The 17391-nt window shown below is 50.7% G+C and carries 22 protein-coding genes; 12 read left to right on the top strand and 10 right to left on the bottom strand.

Annotated features, from left to right (window positions below; all coding sequences use genetic code 11):
* The first annotated feature begins 375 nt into the window (after positions 1–375).
* Both NXS99_RS08580 and NXS99_RS08575 read left to right on the top strand, forming a co-directional pair.
* Positions 376–681 carry a hypothetical protein gene (locus NXS99_RS08580; RefSeq protein WP_259288260.1) on the top strand — a complete coding sequence of 102 codons (306 nt, stop codon included), beginning with the start codon at positions 376–378 and terminating at the stop codon, positions 679–681.
* Positions 682–864: 183 nt separating this feature from the next.
* Positions 865–990: a hypothetical protein gene (locus tag NXS99_RS08575; RefSeq protein WP_259288259.1), complete on the top strand. Its 126-nt coding sequence runs from the start codon at positions 865–867 to the stop codon at positions 988–990.
* Positions 991–1322: 332 nt separating this feature from the next.
* Here the strand turns inward: NXS99_RS08575 and NXS99_RS08570 are convergent, their stop codons facing one another.
* A complete protein-coding gene (locus NXS99_RS08570) occupies positions 1323–2033 on the bottom strand; it encodes a M23 family metallopeptidase (RefSeq protein ID WP_259288258.1) in 711 nt (236 codons plus the stop codon).
* A gap of 346 nt (positions 2034–2379) precedes the next feature.
* Here NXS99_RS08570 and NXS99_RS08565 point away from each other — a divergent pair, with 346 nt between their 5' ends.
* The 3 genes from NXS99_RS08565 to purH are packed head-to-tail and all read left to right on the top strand — an operon-like array spanning position 2380 to position 6330.
* Positions 2380–4110 carry a DUF6350 family protein gene (locus tag NXS99_RS08565; RefSeq protein WP_259288257.1) on the top strand — a complete coding sequence of 577 codons (1731 nt, stop codon included), beginning with the start codon at positions 2380–2382 and terminating at the stop codon, positions 4108–4110.
* Between the two features lie 39 nt (positions 4111–4149).
* A complete protein-coding gene (gene purN / locus NXS99_RS08560) occupies positions 4150–4743 on the top strand; it encodes a phosphoribosylglycinamide formyltransferase (RefSeq protein WP_396124849.1) in 594 nt (197 codons plus the stop codon).
* An 18-nt stretch (positions 4744–4761) separates the two neighbouring features.
* Positions 4762–6330: a bifunctional phosphoribosylaminoimidazolecarboxamide formyltransferase/IMP cyclohydrolase gene (gene purH, locus NXS99_RS08555; RefSeq protein ID WP_259288256.1), complete on the top strand. Its 1569-nt coding sequence runs from the start codon at positions 4762–4764 to the stop codon at positions 6328–6330.
* A gap of 87 nt (positions 6331–6417) precedes the next feature.
* On the opposite strand, the gene NXS99_RS08550 is transcribed toward purH, so the two are convergent.
* From NXS99_RS08550 to rpmB, 6 genes are all read right to left on the bottom strand, one after another.
* Entirely contained in the window at positions 6418–7095 is a 678-nt protein-coding gene (locus NXS99_RS08550) for a TetR/AcrR family transcriptional regulator (protein ID WP_259288255.1), read from the bottom strand.
* Positions 7096–7116: 21 nt separating this feature from the next.
* Complete coding sequence (locus NXS99_RS08545) at positions 7117–8037, bottom strand: putative nucleotidyltransferase substrate binding domain-containing protein (protein WP_259288277.1); 921 nt, start codon at positions 8035–8037, stop codon at positions 7117–7119.
* Between the two features lie 308 nt (positions 8038–8345).
* Positions 8346–8594, bottom strand: a complete 249-nt coding sequence (gene rpsR, locus NXS99_RS08540) for a 30S ribosomal protein S18 (RefSeq protein WP_259288254.1) — start codon at positions 8592–8594, stop codon at positions 8346–8348.
* Positions 8595–8609: 15 nt separating this feature from the next.
* The gene (gene rpsN, locus NXS99_RS08535) at positions 8610–8915 is read right to left on the bottom strand and encodes a 30S ribosomal protein S14 (RefSeq protein WP_259288253.1); all 306 of its coding nucleotides are present in this window, start codon (positions 8913–8915) and stop codon (positions 8610–8612) included.
* A gap of 3 nt (positions 8916–8918) precedes the next feature.
* On the bottom strand, positions 8919–9083 hold the full coding sequence (gene rpmG, locus NXS99_RS08530) for a 50S ribosomal protein L33 (RefSeq protein ID WP_006063179.1): 165 nt from the start codon (positions 9081–9083) through the stop codon (positions 8919–8921).
* A gap of 2 nt (positions 9084–9085) precedes the next feature.
* Entirely contained in the window at positions 9086–9322 is a 237-nt protein-coding gene (gene rpmB, locus NXS99_RS08525; RefSeq protein WP_259288252.1) for a 50S ribosomal protein L28, read from the bottom strand.
* 502 nt (positions 9323–9824) lie between these two features.
* Here rpmB and NXS99_RS08520 point away from each other — a divergent pair.
* The 6 genes from NXS99_RS08520 to NXS99_RS08495 all read left to right on the top strand — a co-directional run bounded on the left by NXS99_RS08520 (position 9825) and on the right by NXS99_RS08495 (position 14582).
* Positions 9825–10091, top strand: a complete 267-nt coding sequence (locus NXS99_RS08520) for a type B 50S ribosomal protein L31 (RefSeq protein ID WP_259288251.1) — start codon at positions 9825–9827, stop codon at positions 10089–10091.
* A 15-nt stretch (positions 10092–10106) separates the two neighbouring features.
* Positions 10107–10280 carry a 50S ribosomal protein L32 gene (rpmF, locus tag NXS99_RS08515; protein WP_259288250.1) on the top strand — a complete coding sequence of 58 codons (174 nt, stop codon included), beginning with the start codon at positions 10107–10109 and terminating at the stop codon, positions 10278–10280.
* 177 nt (positions 10281–10457) lie between these two features.
* Positions 10458–11153 (top strand): response regulator transcription factor, encoded by a 696-nt coding sequence (locus NXS99_RS08510; RefSeq protein WP_259288249.1) that lies wholly within the window; start codon positions 10458–10460, stop codon positions 11151–11153.
* Complete coding sequence (locus NXS99_RS08505; RefSeq protein ID WP_259288248.1) at positions 11150–12670, top strand: HAMP domain-containing sensor histidine kinase; 1521 nt, start codon at positions 11150–11152, stop codon at positions 12668–12670. The genes NXS99_RS08510 and NXS99_RS08505 overlap by 4 nt, the downstream gene beginning before the upstream one ends.
* An 87-nt stretch (positions 12671–12757) precedes the next feature.
* Positions 12758–13942 carry a S1C family serine protease gene (locus NXS99_RS08500; RefSeq protein ID WP_259288247.1) on the top strand — a complete coding sequence of 395 codons (1185 nt, stop codon included), beginning with the start codon at positions 12758–12760 and terminating at the stop codon, positions 13940–13942.
* Positions 13943–13991: 49 nt separating this feature from the next.
* On the top strand, positions 13992–14582 hold the full coding sequence (locus NXS99_RS08495; RefSeq protein WP_259288246.1) for a molybdenum cofactor biosynthesis protein B: 591 nt from the start codon (positions 13992–13994) through the stop codon (positions 14580–14582).
* A gap of 163 nt (positions 14583–14745) precedes the next feature.
* Here the strand turns inward: NXS99_RS08495 and mscL are convergent, their stop codons facing one another.
* The 3 genes from mscL to NXS99_RS08480 all read right to left on the bottom strand — a co-directional run bounded on the left by mscL (position 14746) and on the right by NXS99_RS08480 (position 16388).
* Complete coding sequence (gene mscL, locus NXS99_RS08490) at positions 14746–15138, bottom strand: large-conductance mechanosensitive channel protein MscL (RefSeq protein WP_259288245.1); 393 nt, start codon at positions 15136–15138, stop codon at positions 14746–14748.
* Positions 15139–15188: 50 nt separating this feature from the next.
* Complete coding sequence (locus tag NXS99_RS08485; protein WP_259288244.1) at positions 15189–15689, bottom strand: SAF domain-containing protein; 501 nt, start codon at positions 15687–15689, stop codon at positions 15189–15191.
* 132 nt (positions 15690–15821) lie between these two features.
* Positions 15822–16388 carry a 5-formyltetrahydrofolate cyclo-ligase gene (locus tag NXS99_RS08480; protein WP_259288243.1) on the bottom strand — a complete coding sequence of 189 codons (567 nt, stop codon included), beginning with the start codon at positions 16386–16388 and terminating at the stop codon, positions 15822–15824.
* A 72-nt stretch (positions 16389–16460) separates the two neighbouring features.
* On the opposite strand from NXS99_RS08480, the gene NXS99_RS08475 reads away from it, so the two are divergent.
* A complete protein-coding gene (locus NXS99_RS08475; RefSeq protein WP_259288242.1) occupies positions 16461–17384 on the top strand; it encodes a UTP--glucose-1-phosphate uridylyltransferase in 924 nt (307 codons plus the stop codon).
* Positions 17385–17391 lie beyond the last annotated feature (7 nt).

Raw genomic sequence — 17391 nt, 5'->3', positions numbered from 1 at the left:
TGAGTAACTAAACTCTCGTCAAGAGGCGGAGCTGCAAGAAGGCCGAGAGCAAGTGCCAGTGCGTGGTGAGTGGGGAAGATATTGGTGTTTGTCTGGTATTACCAGGAAAGGTTCTTGAAGACTGAAAGTCATGTGATGCAAGACGTGTTGTGTATGGTGATCGCATTGAAGGAAACGGATTGGGGTAGGACCTATAGCCCTTCGTTAAGGCTCCTGATGGATAAAAAATAGCGCTTAGCATTGCGCCTACAGGGAAAAATGATTCTCGAATATTGTAAAAATCACCTCAGCATATCCAACACGTGCACAAAGGGTTATCAGAAGTGTTGGAAGGTAATAGAATGAAAATAAAAAATTTCGATGGAGGTGTAGAAGGTGAAGCCCTCAGTTTTGATTGACCGTGTTGCGGAGGAGGCTCGACCACCAGCAGAGTGGGGAAGAGAGGGTATTATACCAGATCTTTCCCTCGAGGTGCTTCTTGATGATCTGGTTAAATCTCATGCTTGGCTTGCGCGTGAACTAAAAGAGCCGTTTTTAGCATTGTGGGTCAATGAACCAAAATTTGATAATCCGGATCTTGATGACTTCGTTGAAGAGATTACTTATAATAATCTCTTTGCGTTTGCGGCTATGGATCCAGTGGTGGATTTGGAAAGCCTTCGCGAACCGAAGACCACGTAACAAAATTACATTTGCGTGTAACCCCAGTTTCCCTGATGTACGGGAGCTGGGGTTTTCTCTACCAAAAACAAAAAAGAACCACTATGTTTCAACCAAAGCCACCTTTTATTCGCGCAATCGAAGGCGAACAAATCGGCGGTAGTGCCGGTGTTATTACCGAGCAACCCGATCAGGCTACAACGAATGTTAGAACCAGCAGAGACCGCATCGCCTGATGGTACGGATCCTGAAAATAAGCAAGACGCTCATGCGCGCGGATTGAAACCTCAAGTATTTGCAGACTTAGCGGGAGATCGTGATCGTCGCTAAGCAAGTGAAGCCCGACTAATACGCGCGCAGATGAGTGAGCAGGAAAAGATGCGGACCTTCACTATATGAATGATCTCTATGCATTGTGGCCAATGGAATATGAAGCATGTTCCAGTGAGAGCTGCTTTTGTGTGCAGGTAGATGCGACTGCAATACTTTCATGCATCGCGGATGAACGCTGATGTTTCGTGATTGTAAAACGGTAACAATATCGCGACGGACTAAGAAGATACTGGTGTAAGAGATGCGTTCCTGAAACCCCAAAAGCGGGCACTTCCAATGAAGGAATATGCCCGCTTTTATAAACAGAAGACTAAAGATGTGGAGCTGTATTACAGCTGAATGCCACGCTCTGCCAGCCAGGAAACTGGATCAATAGCGCCGCCACCATCTGGGTGGACTTCAAAGTGGAGGTGAGGGCCGGTGGAGAATCCGCGAGTACCCATGCCGGCGATCTTTTGGCCAGCGGTAACGGTCTGTCCAACGGTTACGTCGATCGTCTCAATGTGACCATAAACAGTTACGGTGCCGTCAGCGTGACGCAAGCGTACCCATTGTCCGAAACCAGAGGCTGGACCAGCGCTAATGACTTCGCCGTCCATGACAGCCAAGATTGGGGTGAGCATTGCGTTCGCAATATCAACACCGGCGTGCAGGGTACCCCAACGAGCGCCGAAACCAGAGGTGAATACACCTTCAGCTGGCTTTGCGACGGTAACCTTTGGCGTGCGTGCCAGTTCGTCGGCAAGCTGAAGCTTCTCGGAATACTCAATGGCTTTGGTGATCTGTGCGGCAAAGTTGATCATTGGCTTGAATTCTTCGATTGAAAGAATCTGAGGAGCCGAAGATCCGAATGCTGGTAGATCGTTTGCAGCAAGCTGAATGTTATGGGAAACCGGAGTGGTGGACTGTGCTACCACGGTACCGGATGCAGCGGCGGTAGAAACGGCACCAGTCGCTGCAGCGATGAAAGCGACGTGTCCTTTAAGTGGATTTGTTCGCTTACGGTGCTTGCCGCCATTTTCGTTTGATGCTGGATGCATGGAAAGCCTCTTCTGTTCGGGAAACTGAGTGACACACGAGAAAGTGTTACGCTTCTGTCTCAAATGTAATCAGTTTGTTATCTTCTACAGCTACATTAGCGGTCTGACAACTACTCGGCAAGTTGTTTTTTGAAAATTTTGTAACTTATCAGCGATTTCTCAGAAATGGAAGAGTGTTTATCCACTGTAGAGGCGTATGCCGAAGAAAAATATTAAGTAATAAAAATATTACCAGGAGGCTTAAAAGTCGCGATAGATGTTGTGGAATCCGGTATTTTTGAAAAACTTCCTGGGCTTACTGGCGTCGTTGCGAGAAGCAGTGGTTGAAGATGGCAAACTTATAACAATGAGCAAGAAAACGAGCCCGAATTCACGACAGTCGCGTATTTCGCGTTCGCGCCCGAGTAGTCATCAAGCAGCAGCTAATGCTGTACGTCCTGCGAAGACGGCTCGCAAAACCGAGCAAAAATCAAAACAGTCACTGCCACAGTCCATGCCATTGACGCTGAAGGCAAAGCTGCGTACATTTGTGCCGCTATCGCTTATACCGCATGGGATCGTGGTGATTTTGGTTGTGATTGCCGCATTTGTGCTGTTACTTGCGACTTCGACCACGATGATCGCACTGCCTGCGACTATTGCAACGGGCTGGTTGCTTGTTCACGGGCTTCCTGTGGTTGGCGATGGTTTGCAATTTTCGGTTACACCGCTGCTAGTTGCCATTATTGTGGCTTATGTTATGGGTATTCGTGTGTATAGAGCAGTGAAAGATCGTGTGACTCTAGCTGATTTAAGTGTGATTGCAGCATCAGTAATTGGTATTCCTGTTATTTTGACTGTGATTGCGTGGGCAATGTTGCTCGATGCTTCAGTGGTATTTCCTGTTGATCCTCCGAATATTGCATTGGCCTTGATGCGCGTGGTGGTGTTGTATGGCTTGGCGTTCGCGTTCGGTATGGGGCCGCGATTGTGGAAAGTCTTGTGCCGCAAGATGCGCATTCCACGGTGGTGTGTGGATCAAGCGCTGATGGCATCACGATTTTTAGCCTATGTCCTTGCTGGTAGCGCACTGATCGTACTGGGTTCGCTTATATTCCATGCCGCAGATGTTATGGCTTCGCTTGCCAGCTATTCGATGCTAGGCAAACTCGCAGTTGTTGGCGTGAGCGTCTTGTACCTACCAAATGCAGTGATTGCCACAATGGCCGTGGTGTTTGGTGGTGAATTTTTTATCGGCGATGCGTTTGTTTCACCATTTTCTGTCCAACTTGTCTCGATGCCGCCACTTCCAATTTTTGCTGCGTTGCCGCATACGAGCCATGTTGCAGGTGTTGCGGTGCTAGCAGTGCCAGTTTTTGCAGCGATCGCAGCGTTATATAAGCGCGTACCACGAATTCGTGAAGTCCCGCTGTTTGCCATCTTCACACTCATTTTTGCGTCGGCCTTACTCCAAGCCACCACTGGTGCCTTGGGTATTTACGAATTTGTTGGCCCAAGTTGGTTCACATTTGGTGCTATCGCCGGTTCGAGTTTCGTCATGGCGTTTGTCATTGCACTCGTCGTTGCTGCCGTAAGCGCCATGACTGGTCGAAGCGCAGCTGTTGAAGTAGTATCCGTACCGACGCTTGACGACGCCACCAGCGAGGACGTTTCTGATGAGCAAGAAACACTGCAGGAAGTGGTGGACTCTGAAGATGAAGCACCTGCAGGTGAGCACGATACTGATGCTGAGGAAGTATCTGTTGATGAAGAACCTGTCAGTGATGATGAAGAAGATGAAACACCGATTGCTGAAGATGAGGCTACTCAATCCGATGAAGTGCAAGAACCTGCAGTAGCAATTGAGGAAGCAGAAACAGATGTGGATGAATCTGAAACTGTTACTGAGGAAAGCGTCGAAAAGCTTGATGCTAGTGAGACGCAAGTTGAAAAAGATACTGTATATATAAATGGTATAGATGAGGCGCGTGAGGTTTTAGGAAGTGCCTTTGAACTGGACTTGAACGATAGTCCGATTTTCCGTGAAATTATTGCAACGCGCGTGCAAAAGCCTGCACCAGAGTCGGAAGATTCTTAAAGTAGCCAGGAAGCGGGGGAACGACTAGCATGAACGATTGTGACCAACCAAGAATTCAAACAGCCCCTCGGTATTGTTGTGCTCGCCTCTGGCTCCGGCACACTGTTGCAAGCAATTTTGGACCATCAAGGTGAGTATCGCGTCCTTGGTGTTGTCAGTGACGTGTCCTGTTATGCGCTGGAACGTGCTACTGCAGCGCAGGTTCCAACGAATCTAGTGCCACTTGCAGTAGGTGCAGACCGTGCAGCATGGAACGACGAATTAGCTGCAACCGTTGCCGCATACGAGCCAGATTTGGTAGTTTCGGCAGGCTTTATGAAAATTCTTGGTGCTGGATTCCTTGCCAAGTTTGGCGGCCGCATCATTAATACTCACCCAGCGCTGCTTCCAGCGTTTCCGGGAGCACATGCGGTTCGTGACGCTTTGGCATATGGAGTGAAAGTCACTGGATCAACTGTGCACTACGTTGATGAAGGTGTGGACACAGGTGAAATTATTGCGCAAGAACCAGTTGTAATTTTGCCGCAAGAATCAGAATCAGACTTGCATGAACGAATCAAGCAAGTAGAGCGCAAGCTCATCGTGACAGTACTGGAATCTTTTGCTCGTGGTCATGAGCAAAAGAATGCATAGAGAGGTTATCTTTCACCCATGAGTGAAGACCGTAAGGCTATCAAGCGCGCCCTCATTAGCGTATATGACAAAACAGGTTTGGAAGAACTGGCACAAGCGCTTGATGCAGCTGGTGTTGAGATCGTTTCAACCGGTTCCACCGCTGCAAAAATTGCAGCACTTGGCATCAACGTTACCCCTGTTGACCAGCTGACGGGCTTCCCAGAATGCCTCGAAGGTCGTGTCAAGACCTTGCACCCACGCGTGCATGCGGGCATCCTTGCGGATACTCGTAAGACAGATCACCTGGCACAACTGAAAGAGCTTGAGGTCGAACCATTCCAGCTGGTCGTTGTGAATCTTTATCCATTTACTGCAACCGTTGCCTCTGGTGCAAGCTTCGATGAATGCGTTGAGCAGATCGACATCGGAGGCCCTTCGATGGTTCGCGCTGCGGCAAAGAATCACCCATCGGTGGCAGTTGTTGTAGACCCAGCAAAATATGAGCTGGTAGCAGCGGCTTTGACCAATGGTGGCTTCACTCGTGCTGAACGCACCGCTTTGGCTGTCGACGCTTACCGCCACACCGCAAGCTATGACGTAGCTGTTGCAACCTGGATGGGCGAGCAGATTGCTGCTGAAGATGAAACCTTCCCAGCATGGATCGGTGGAACCTACGAGCGCAGCAACGTGTTGCGTTACGGTGAAAACCCTCATCAAGGTGCTGCATTGTATTCTGATGGCACAGGTCTTGCAGGAGCAAAGCAGTTGCATGGCAAGGAAATGAGCTATAACAACTACACCGATGCGGATGCAGCATGGCGTGCAGCTTGGGATCATAAGCGCCCATGTGTTGCCATCATTAAGCATGCGAATCCTTGTGGTATCGCAGTTTCTGACGAGTCCATTGCAAAGGCACACGAGTTGGCACATGCGTGCGACCCAGTCTCGGCATTTGGCGGCGTGATTGCTTCCAACCGCGAAGTCAGCGTGGAAATGGCAAAGCAAGTCACTGAGATTTTCACCGAGGTTATCATTGCACCAAGCTATGAAGCTGGCGCAGTCGAGATCCTGGCACAGAAGAAGAATATTCGTATTCTGGAAGCCGAACAGCCATTAAGCGCCTCTCTTGAGACTCGTGAGATCTCAGGTGGCCTGCTTGTGCAAGAGCGCGATGTTATCGACGCTGAGGGCGACTCAGTTTCAAATTGGACCCTTGCTGCAGGCGAAGCTGTCGATGAAGCAACCTTGGCGGAACTGGAATTCGCATGGCGAGCAGTTCGTGCCGTGAAATCAAATGCAATTTTGTTGGCACACAATGGCGCGACCGTTGGCGTCGGTATGGGACAGGTCAACCGCGTCGATGCAGCTAAGCTTGCAGTCGAGCGTGCGAATACCCTTGCTGGCGACGCACAGCGTGCCGTTGGTGCGGTTGCCGCATCGGATGCATTCTTCCCATTCGCTGATGGCTTCCAGATCCTTGCAGACGCAGGTGTCAAGGCCGTTGTTCAGCCTGGTGGTTCCATCCGCGATGCAGAGGTTATTGCAGCCGCTGAAGCAGCCGGTGTGACCATGTACTTAACTGGTGCACGTCACTTCGCACACTAAAAAATCTCGATGACGAAACACCGCTGATGCATGCAATACGCATCAGCGGTGTTTTTTCGTATCTGGAACGGCAACACCAGATTGTTGTTAGTGGACCTGTGTGCCTTCTTTGGCAATGAGGTCAAGGGCTACTTCAACGCGATTGCTTGGCAATTCTGCGCCAAGAACAGTCAAGGCGGCGTCGGCAAGCATAATGGCAAGATCTGGCAGCTTATCTGGGCGTGGCACAAATGGAATCACGCCATCGTTGTTGCGCATTTCAATCACCGATGTTGCGATGTGGTATGGCAAATCGGCGCGTGGATCATCAGGGCCAATGATTTCGGCTGCCAGATCATGGAAAATCGTGCGCAATTTCAGGCTTTGCTCGTGGTACTCGGCAAATTCTGGGGAATTAGCCACCGGCAGCTGATAGAGGCGGCCAACATTCCAGCGTGTCGAGAGTAAAATGCTGCATTCGGCAGCTGTTAATGCCCATAAACGCAGTGGTGCAGGATAATCACTATCGCCAAACCGTGCCGCTAACTCTGTCGATGGTGTCACCGTGGAGGTGAGCAGCGTCAAAAAGATTTCAGTTTTGGAAGGGAAGTGGTAATACAAACTTGCCTGCCGAATACCGACAGCTTCTGCAATCTGGTGGGTAGACGTAGTGGCAAAGCCTTGGGTGGTAAACAGCTCTGCAGAAGCATCAAGAATTTCCTCGCGAGCCGTTGAGCCACGGCGGCGAGGGCTATTCTTGCGGGGACGTCCGACTGCTCCAGCCATACATACCTTTCAAATAAACTGTTAGCGTGCTAATTCTATACCGTTTTGGGCCGCAACTGCGTACATAACCTCCGACACGAGTCGAGTTGATGCCCCAAATGTAGATCGATCGATCGCCGAAAGATCGCCAATCGTAGTGGGATGATTATGAACCCTGTCAGCAAATCTACGGAACTGCAGCTTCAAACCAGCCTCCCACGCTGTGCGCAATGCATCGACCTGCTGTTCACTGAGAATCTGCGCCGCCTGGGCATCTGCTAATCGACGCGGGGTAGAAAATTCGCGTGAGTGAGCAGCCACGCCAGCCCAACGTGCAAGCGCGATAATAGGATAAAGCAAGTTCCGGCGAAAATCGATACTGACTTCGCGGTCTGGCAAGCCTGACGCTAAACGAATTTTTGGTGGGCGATGTTTCAGTGCCTCTCGCAGCAGTGGCTGAGGATGGTCAAGTGCTAAAACCTCTTGTAAACACCATGTGCCAGCATCTGCAAAGACTGCCAACTGATTCGAATTTGCAGCATGAATTGCCTCGATCCATTCAGTTTGACTCCGTGCGCCTGTTCCCAGCATCGTGGCTTCTGGCAACAAGCCAACGTCTTTTAACAATGCGACCAAGCTGGTGGTATCAGTCGAAGGATCACCGACGGTGAGCCAGGTAATTGGAGAACTTGGTAACGCATCACCGCGTCCGACAGGGCCGGTTAAGACTAACCGAGCGCCGCCGGTAAGTTCCTGCACACCTTGAGAATGCAACACGTCGGTGACTAAACGTGAAAACCAGATCACAAGTTGCTGTGGTGGTTCATTATGGTCAATTGCGTTGCGAAGCAGGTCCTGAGACTCTGCGAGAACACCGCGCACAGTTGCAGGATTGCTGCACCTTGGTGCTTGTTGTGCAAGATCTATAAGAGAACGATGAAGCACGAATGACCTTCTTTGCATAAGCGTAGGCATTTCTAGTTGCACTAGTTATCCTAGCAGCATCTTGGAAGGCAGGGCAGTGGACGTTTGTGGATATGTGTCGGATGGATGTGCGGTGAGCAGATACGCAGGTGCAAGGTGCGGCTACACGTCACGGCACGAAGACTAGAGGGATAGCTAACGTTGTGCGGTGAGCAGGTATACGGTGCGTATGTGTACCTCGAATACAACAAAACGCTCAACCCCAAAAGAGGTTGAGCGTTGCATGCTGTCATCGCATCTTCTTGACGATATGTAAGCACAAGAAGAAGCGTTAACCGACCCAGTCTTTAACGGCTGGTGAACGGCAGGAGAGCCATCTCACGGGCGTTCTTCACTGCAGTAGCAACCTGACGCTGCTGCTGAGGAGTCAAGCCGGTGACGCGACGAGAACGAATCTTGTGGCGATCGGAGATGAACTGACGAAGAGTCTCAATGTCGTAGTAATCGACTTTTTCGATGCCACGAGCCTTGAGTGGGTTCTTCTTTGGGCGGCGGGACTGCTCCATCCGCGCCTTTTTCATATTGGTGCGCTTCATTAGATACTCCCTAAATTACCAGCTGGACTTACGAACGCCTGGCAACTCACCAAGGTGAGCCATCTGGCGCATGCGAACACGGGAAAGGCCGAACTTACGCAGGAAGCCGCGTGGACGACCGTCGTGAGAATCGCGGTTACGAACGCGTACAGGAGACGCGTTGCGTGGCTGACGGTTCAATTCGAACTGTGCATCCAAGCGATCCTCGTCAGAGGTATTAGGGTTCTTGATGATTGCCTTGAGCTCGTTACGGCGCTCCGCGTAGCGGGCGACGATTTCCTTGCGCTGCTCGTTCTTGGCGATTTTGGACTTCTTAGCCATGAATTATCGCTCCTCGCGGAATTCGACGTGCTTACGGACTACCGGATCGTATTTCTTCAAAGTAATGCGATCAGGATTGTTGCGCTTGTTCTTACGGGTGACATAGGTGTAACCGGTGCCAGCCGTAGACTTGAGCTTGATGATTGGACGAATGTCATTACGTGCCATGTTTAGATCTTCTCCCCACGTGCGCGGATTTTAGCAACAACAGATTCGATGCCGTCGCGGTCGATGACCTTCAAACCCTTGGTGGATACGTTCAAAACGATGGTACGGCCCTCAGAGGGCAGGTAGAACTTACGACGCTGCACGTTGGGATTCCAACGGCGGGAAGTGCGTCGGTGCGAGTGCGAGACAGACTTGCCGAAACTCGGCTGGCGTCCCGTGACCTGGCAAATAGCCGACATGGATAAAACTTTCTCCTAGCCGCCCGATGTTCAACCTGCGCTTGCAGATGATCGATGGGCGATATAACGAACAATTTCGACAACAGCAAGGGACAACCCTACCCGATTCTTGGCAAAAAACCTAATCATTTTGCAAACTTCACACCATGGCATGATGTTTTTCCAGCTAATTGCGTAATTTTTCCATCTCTTACAATGGGGTAAAACTCTGCAACGGGGTAATATTGACGCGATAATACTGTTGCTATTGTTGCTGGTGGGTTGGGGTATTAAAGTGCCGATTGGGCAATTTTTGTTTTATATGGCTTGCTGGTAAACTTCCATAAGTTGTTGTGACCTTTGCGGTTCTCTTGCGAGGAACGTCGAGGTAATGGCATATATACTGTACGTAATCGAAACCCAACTCAGGCACGATCTTTATCGCAAAGAGTAGTTCTGTATCTCACAGAAGCGTGCGAGAGAAGCGACCTGAAGTTTCAATCCTGAGGGAATCGGAGATTTTATGAAGAAGGACATCCACCCGGATTACCATCCGGTTGTGTTCCAAGATGCAGGTACTGGCTTCCAGTTCCTTACTCGTTCCGTTGCAACCAGCGATCGCACGATCGCTTGGGAAGATGGCAATGAATATCCGCTGATCGTCGTTGACGTTACCAGCGAGTCCCATCCATTCTGGACCGGTGCGCAGCGTGTTATGGACACTGCTGGTCGCGTTGAGAAGTTCCAGCGTCGTTTCGGTGGCATGGCCCGCCGCGCCAAGAAGTCCTAAGGAGGGTAAGAGAAAATGGCAGTTCCAAAGCGTCGTATGTCCCGTGCTAATACGCACTCCCGTCGTTCCCAGTGGAAGGCGGACAATGTTGTGCTCCAAGAAGTAAAAGTTAATGGCCAGACTGTACGTATTCCACGTCGTCTCGTGAAGGCTGCACAACTTGGCCTCGTTGAGGTTGAACAGTTCTAAGCTTGTAGTACAAAGGCACGAATCTTCGGTTTTGAAGATTCGTGCCTTTTGCTATTGCTGCAAGTAAAGTGAAGGGCGTAGAAATGTTGGCGCGAACTGTTACAATGTTTCTTAACATATGTCACTGGCGATATTGCAATACAAAATAAGTACACACGACAATGACGGTAGGATTTCGTGAAAATTTTAGTAGTTGATGATGAGCAAGCGGTACGTGATTCGCTACGCCGTTCCTTATCGTTTAATGGGTATGAAGTCGTCACAGCTGAAGATGGTGAACGTGCTCTCGCCATGATTGAGCAAGAGCAACCACAGTTAGTCGTGCTTGACGTGATGATGCCGAAGCTGGATGGTTTGGAAGTCTGTCGACATTTACGTAGTCAAGGCGATGATCGTCCTATTTTGGTGCTCACCGCACGCGATAGTGTATCTGACCGTGTGAGCGGTTTAGATGCCGGAGCGGATGATTATTTACCTAAACCGTTCGCCTTAGAAGAATTATTAGCCCGCGTGCGTTCGTTGTTGCGTCGCTCAGCAGCTACTGATTCAATTTCGCGTGGTTCAAACTCGGAATTAACCTTTAGCGATTTATACCTCAACGCTGATTCGCGAGAAGTTACCAGAGCCGGACGTAAAATTAGTCTGACTCGCACCGAGTTTGCATTGTTGTATTTATTGATGGCGAACCCACTTCGAGTACTTTCCCGTAATAATATTTTGGAAGAAGTATGGGGATACGATTTTCCAACTTCTGGAAATGCTTTGGAAGTGTATATCGGGTATTTGCGCCGCAAGACCGAGCAAGAAGGTGAACCGCGTCTGATTCACACGGTGCGTGGTGTTGGATACGTTCTGCGAGAATCGACGACGTGATTCTCAGGCGGCCAGGTCGTTACCGTCTCCAGAAATCGGAGAATGCTCAAGATGCTGTCGACGATTCCGTAGCGCGATGGACTGAAGAATCTTCGTTGCGTTGGCGTATTTCGATGTTCACTGCATCAATGGTGGGCATTGCTGTCACGATGATGATTGTCGTGGTGTATTGGTCGGTTTCAGCAACGTTGATCGAATCCACGGACGCTAATCTACGCACGCGCGCGGTGAGTTTACTCGCGCGTACTGAACAAGCATCGTTCTTTCCACGTGCAAAAGATGAACTGCAATATTTTCACGACACAAATCCTGGCGTGCAAGTTGCGATTCAGCTAGCGGATTGGGACTATATCGTCGGTGATGATCTGCCGGTGTTGCCATACAAGCAAGGCGAGACAGAGGCTGTGGGCACTATCGATGGCTTGCGTATTTATATGGCAATTGGCGAACACGAACAAAAAGTGATTGTTGCCAGTGAACTGGCGGAAAATGCCAATCTGACGTTTGCCTTAGGCATCGCATTATTGACCTTTGGCGGCGTGGGTATGCTGTTAGCTATTCTTACCGGTTTCGTCGTCGCAGGTGCGGGCTTGCGACCACTGACACAGCTGCAAAAGGCCCTTGATAAGGTGGCACAAACACAAGAATTAGAACCGATTCCAGTACGTGGTTCAGATGAATTAGCACATCTGACATCATCGTTTAATAATATGATGCACGCATTGAAAGAATCGAGAGAACGTCAGGTACAGTTAGTCGCCGATGTTGGGCACGAGCTGAATACTCCTTTGACATCGATGCGTACCAATATCGAATTACTCCTCATGCTCCAGCAGCAGGGTGCGCCTGCCTTACCAATCGAAGAGCAACAAGCGATTGAAACCGATGTACTGGCTCAAATGGAAGAACTCTCAACACTGATTGGTGATTTGGTCGAGCTTGCACGCGCCGATAGCGACAATATCGAGTTTGATTTGGTGGACTTCACCTATGTGGTTCGGGAGTCGCTGATGCGTGTGCAAAGGCGCCGGCCTGATGTTCATTTCGAAGTGATTGATCAGCCATGGTTCCTGTATGGGGACACGCGCAGTTTAGGTCGCGCGGTAGTTAACCTCATGGATAACGCAGCGAAATGGTCGCCAGAAAATGGCGTTGTGACCATTGAAATGGTTGAAAAGAATTCCACTACATTAGAATTCATCGTCACTGATATGGGGCCGGGGATTCCAGAAGACGAACGTGAAAAAGTCTTTGATCGTTTTTATCGTTCGATCACTTCTCGTTCCATGCCTGGCTCTGGCATTGGATTGGCAATTGTGCACCAAGTCATTACCGTTAAACATGGCGGCACCGTTGTGGCTGAAGAGCCAAAAAATGGTGGTACGCGCATGCGTGTGACACTACCAGGTGCACGTTATTTCGATGACTTGGAATCGACTATGCGACCTTCCGCTGATGCTGATGGCGTCGATAAGCAAGGGCGCGACCAACATTGGCTAACTCGATGGCTCAAATAATGTCTGGCAGAAACTTGCATTGAGATTCACAGGCAACCTCCAGCAACACACCAGTAATCTTCTACGATCGGGCGTAATACTTTCACTATGACTTATTTACCGCAACATGATTTCGATTACGTCGTTAATCCGTACCTTTCCACCCAAACGATCATTGCCGAACAAGCTCATCCTGCAAAACAGCCTAAGCGCATTGGCATTATGCCAGCAATGGCTTTGGCAGTCGCAGCGGCGATAGGTGCCGGCACGATCACGGGCATTGCGACGAGCGAGAAGTACTCGTCGCAAGCTGGCGAGCACAACCTCGTGCAAACACTCAATGCGCCAGTTGGTCAACAGGCAGCGGCAACTCAGCCAGGTAGCGTGCAAGATGTTGCCGCAAAAGTACTGCCAGCAGTGGTCTCCATTGCAGTGATCTCGAATCAAGGTGCTTCTGAGGGATCCGGTTCAATTCTGACCTCTGACGGCTATATTCTGACCAATAATCACGTGGTCAATTCTGGGCAAGGCAACGAAGATGCACTGATTCGTGTGAATCTGCACGACGGGCGGCGCTTTAAGGCTACCTTTGTTGCAGGCGATCCAACCACTGACGTTGCCGTGATTAAGCTTCTCGACGCTCAGGACCTGCCGACCATGACTTTTGGTGATTCCAACGCGGTTGCTGTGGGCCAAGAAGTTGTAGCTGTAGGATCCCCATTGGGATTGCAAGCAACCGTTACTTCTGGCATTATTTCTGCGCTGAATCGTCCTGTGCAAGCACGTGGCGAAGCAGGAGGCCAAGATGCTTTGCTTGATGCCATTCAAACCGATGCTGCTATCAATCCAGGCAATTCGGGTGGCCCACTGGTGGACATGCAGGGGAACCAAATTGGCATTAACTCCATGATTGCTTCGTTACCAAATGGCGGCAATACCGCGGGCTCGATTGGTTTGGGATTCGCTATTCCGGCGAATTTTGCCAAGCGCGTGGCACAGCAACTTATTGAAACCGGTCATGCGAGCCAGCCACGTTTGGGAGTGCAGCTTGCGCCACGAGCGAAGGTATTTGGGGCATTGGTGAGCGAAGTTTTACCTGATAGCCCGGCGGCTGCGGCAGGGTTGCAAGCAGGGGATGTCATTATTGGATTAAATGATCGCCAAATTGATTCTTCCAATGCATTGATAGCTGCGGTTCGATCGAGTGACTTTGGTCAAGAAGTCACCCTGAAAGTAGTTGATGAGCGCGACGAAAACTATCATGAAGTAGTGGTACGGCTCTCAAACGAGTAGATTAAAAGTAACTCATCACATTTTCTGAAGAAGGCCAGGAATTACTACTATGACTGATTCTGCCAAGGTCCGGGACCTACTCTCTGCAGCTGAAAAACTCGCAGATATTGGCGAACCTGATGCTGAATTCTTCCGTGAACAGGAAGCTCAGCGGTTGGCGTCAGCGCCTCGACGTGCCTTGCTTGTGCTGGTTGCAGATCATGATGATGACCTTGAAGACGGTACTGATCGTCTCATGACAGAGTTGCTGGAAGAAGTCGGCTTTACCGTCGATGGGGCCTTGCGAGTGCCAAAGAGTCGCACGCAGATTCGACAAGCAATTGAAGCTGGTGTGATTGGTGGTGCTGACCTTGTGATCACCGTCGGCGGCACTGGTGTCGGCCCGCGTGATAATGCGCCAGAAGCAACGAAAGATGTCTTGGATCGTCCAGTACCAGGCATTGCTCAAGCACTCCGTATCTCAGGGCTGTCGTGTGGTGCAGTCGATGCATGCACGTCACGCGGTATCTCTGGAGTTTCCGGCTCGACAGTTGTTATTAACCTCGCCCAATCACGCCGCGCTCTACGCGATGGTATGGCGTTGTTGGCTCCGCTGGTACATCACCTTTGCGACCAACTGCGGCATTCCGCGGCGGTATAAGATGGTAAAACGCACGCGACGGCGCGTCGTGAAGCTTTCGGATGCACGGGATTATGACAGAACGGCAGATCGAAGTACCAAAGTACAACGATCTGCCGTGGTTGATAAGATTCCGATGGAATATTATCAAGAGCAGAAGCCACCCCACTATGGGGGCGAATAGCTAGCTCTTCTTGAGCAAGTCGCGAATCTCGGTGAGAAGCTCTACCTCAATTGGTGTAGGTTCAGCTGGAGCTGCTGCTGCTTCCGCCTCGCGCTTCTCTTTGATCGTGTTCATTGGCAGGACCAGCAAGAAGTACACAACTGCAGCTACAATCACAAAGTTGATTGCGGCAGTGATGACAGCGCCGAAGTCGAGGAAGGTTGCTGGATTGCCTGCGACGATTTCAAATCCAAGGCCGGCAACCTCTGCGCCGCCGAAAGATGCGATCAATGGCTGAATCAAATGAGTGGTGAATGCAGTCACAATGGCGGTGAATGCTGCACCAATGACCACTGCTACTGCAAGCTCGACAACGTTGCCGCGCATAATAAAGTCTTTAAAGCCTTTAAGCATAATAAAACTCCTTATTTCAAATAGTTGCGTTTCTACATTAGACCTAATTGCTATTGAATGCGAGTTGCACGATGTGAAATTACGGTCAGCGGCAAATTTAGCGACGCACTGGCCACAGTCTGCGCCTGCTGTTGAGGTAATTGCACCAATAATGTTCCAGGTCGTACCGATTCCAACGGCTGCGCTTCAGTTGCAATGAATAGAATCACTCCATTCGTGGCCAATACCTTGGTGCTCTGGCCTTTATGTTCAGCGGCAATCACATCCACGCGATCGCCTGGGGCAAGCACTGCCGCGGTACTTGGATTTGCCAAGGTGATCGGCACAATTGCGTCTTTACTATCGTTGGAGAACGCGTCGAGAACCGGATTGAAGAAATCCACGGTTGTTGCCATTGAACCAGATGTTTGAGCAGAGATAAGAAGTTTGCCGATGGCGTCGTCAAGCGTTGGAAGGCTGTGGCGAGGCACGAGGGCGGCGGGGGCTTCGATGAGTTGAATATCGGTGTGCGTGATGCGGTGGCCGGGCGCTAAATCGCGAGTAAAAGCCACAACAGAAACCGTTGACCGCAACATATCCGCCGCGATGAGTATAACCGCGAGTATGACCAATGCTGTGGCAGTCAGGCGCCTCACAAACAAAAATCGTTGGGTACCAGGAGTAAGAAAAACGTGCACCTATTATTAGACGTGCTGATTGAGAATTTGGTTCCCACGCTCAGTGACGATCATGTGCACGCGGCAATCATGGTCTTCAATAGGGATGGTGCGCACCTCATTGGCATAGATCACGCCGATTGTCGGGAGTTGGCAACCTGCTAGCGCGCGATCGTAATAGCCGCCACCTTTGCCCAACCGGCGCCCCAATATATCTACGGCGACGGCAGGCACGACCAGCGCCTGGATGTGCCCGGGCAGCGGGATAGTTGTGCGCGGCTCAAGGATCCCGAATGTGCCACTGGTAAGTGAGTCTTTGTCTTCGTACCGGCCCCAGCGCAGTGTGTGATCAGGCAGGGCCTGCGGTAGCCACAATTCGCGCAGCTTCAAGGCGAGGGGTTCGAGCCATTGGCCGCCCGGTTCGCTGGCGGTGGGGACATAGGCTGCCACCGATTCCCACCCGTATTGGGAACAGAGTTGTACCAGATGCCTAGTGATCGCGGCGTCACGATCCTGTTTTTCTCCAATAGGGAGGCGGGAGCGTTCTGCCAGTACTTGGCGCCGGACTGCCTGCTTGGCGGCTGCGAGAGTCATATACAAAAATTAATATGCCGATCCTTGGTTGTGTCAAGCTCGGTCTATCTTGGTTCCGTTTACACTGTTGATATGACTTTGTCTTCCGAACACGCTACGACCAACGTGCGCACCGTCATTGTTCCCGCTGCTGGACTCGGCACGCGCTTCTTGCCGGCTACCAAAACGGTGCCGAAAGAATTGCTTCCGGTTGTAGACACCCCAGGTATCGAACTAATTGCAGAAGAAGCTGCGCAGCTTGGTGCACAGCGTTTGGCAATTATTACTGCGCCGAACAAACAGGAAGTATTGGCGCACTTCGACACGTTCGCAGACTTAGAGGCAATGCTTGAATCGCGCGGCAAAGTTGACCAGCTGCGCAAAATTCGCCGCACCCAAGAGTTGCCAAAACCGATCGCGGTTGAACAAGCCGAACCGTTGGGCCTGGGACATGCTGTTGGCCTGGCGCAAAGCGTGCTTGACGACGACGAAGATGTCGTCGCCGTGATGCTCCCAGACGATCTCGTACTGCCAATGGGCGTGGTGGAAAAGATGGCCGCAGTGCGCGACCAATTGGGTGGATCGGTGCTGTGCGCGTTCGACGTGCCGCGCGAAGACGTCTATAACTATGGTGTTTTCGATATTGAAGACGTCGAATACGATGGTGAATACACTATTAAGAAAGTTCGCGGCATGGTAGAAAAACCAGCCGTTGAAGATGCTCCATCGACGTTCGTTGCCACTGGCCGTTACCTGCTCGATTGTGCCATCTTTGATGCCTTGCAGCGCATTACTCCTGGTGCGGGTGGCGAACTGCAGCTGACTGATGCCATCGCCTTGCTTATTGAAGAAGGCCACCCTGTGCATATTCTGGTGCACGACGGTAAGCGCCACGACCTCGGCAATCCTGGTGGCTATATTCCAGCGGTCGTCGATTTCGGACTGTCTGATCCAACGTATGGTCCACAGTTAAAGAAAGTCCTCCGCGACATCCTTGATGAACACGGCGTTTCATAGGAGCAAA

Source organism: Corynebacterium sp. HS2168-gen11 (assembly GCF_024834075.1).
Taxonomy (GTDB): Bacteria; Actinomycetota; Actinomycetes; order Mycobacteriales; family Mycobacteriaceae; genus Corynebacterium.
Note: the sequence above shows the minus strand (reverse complement) of the source record. Positions and strands in the feature narration are given on the sequence as shown.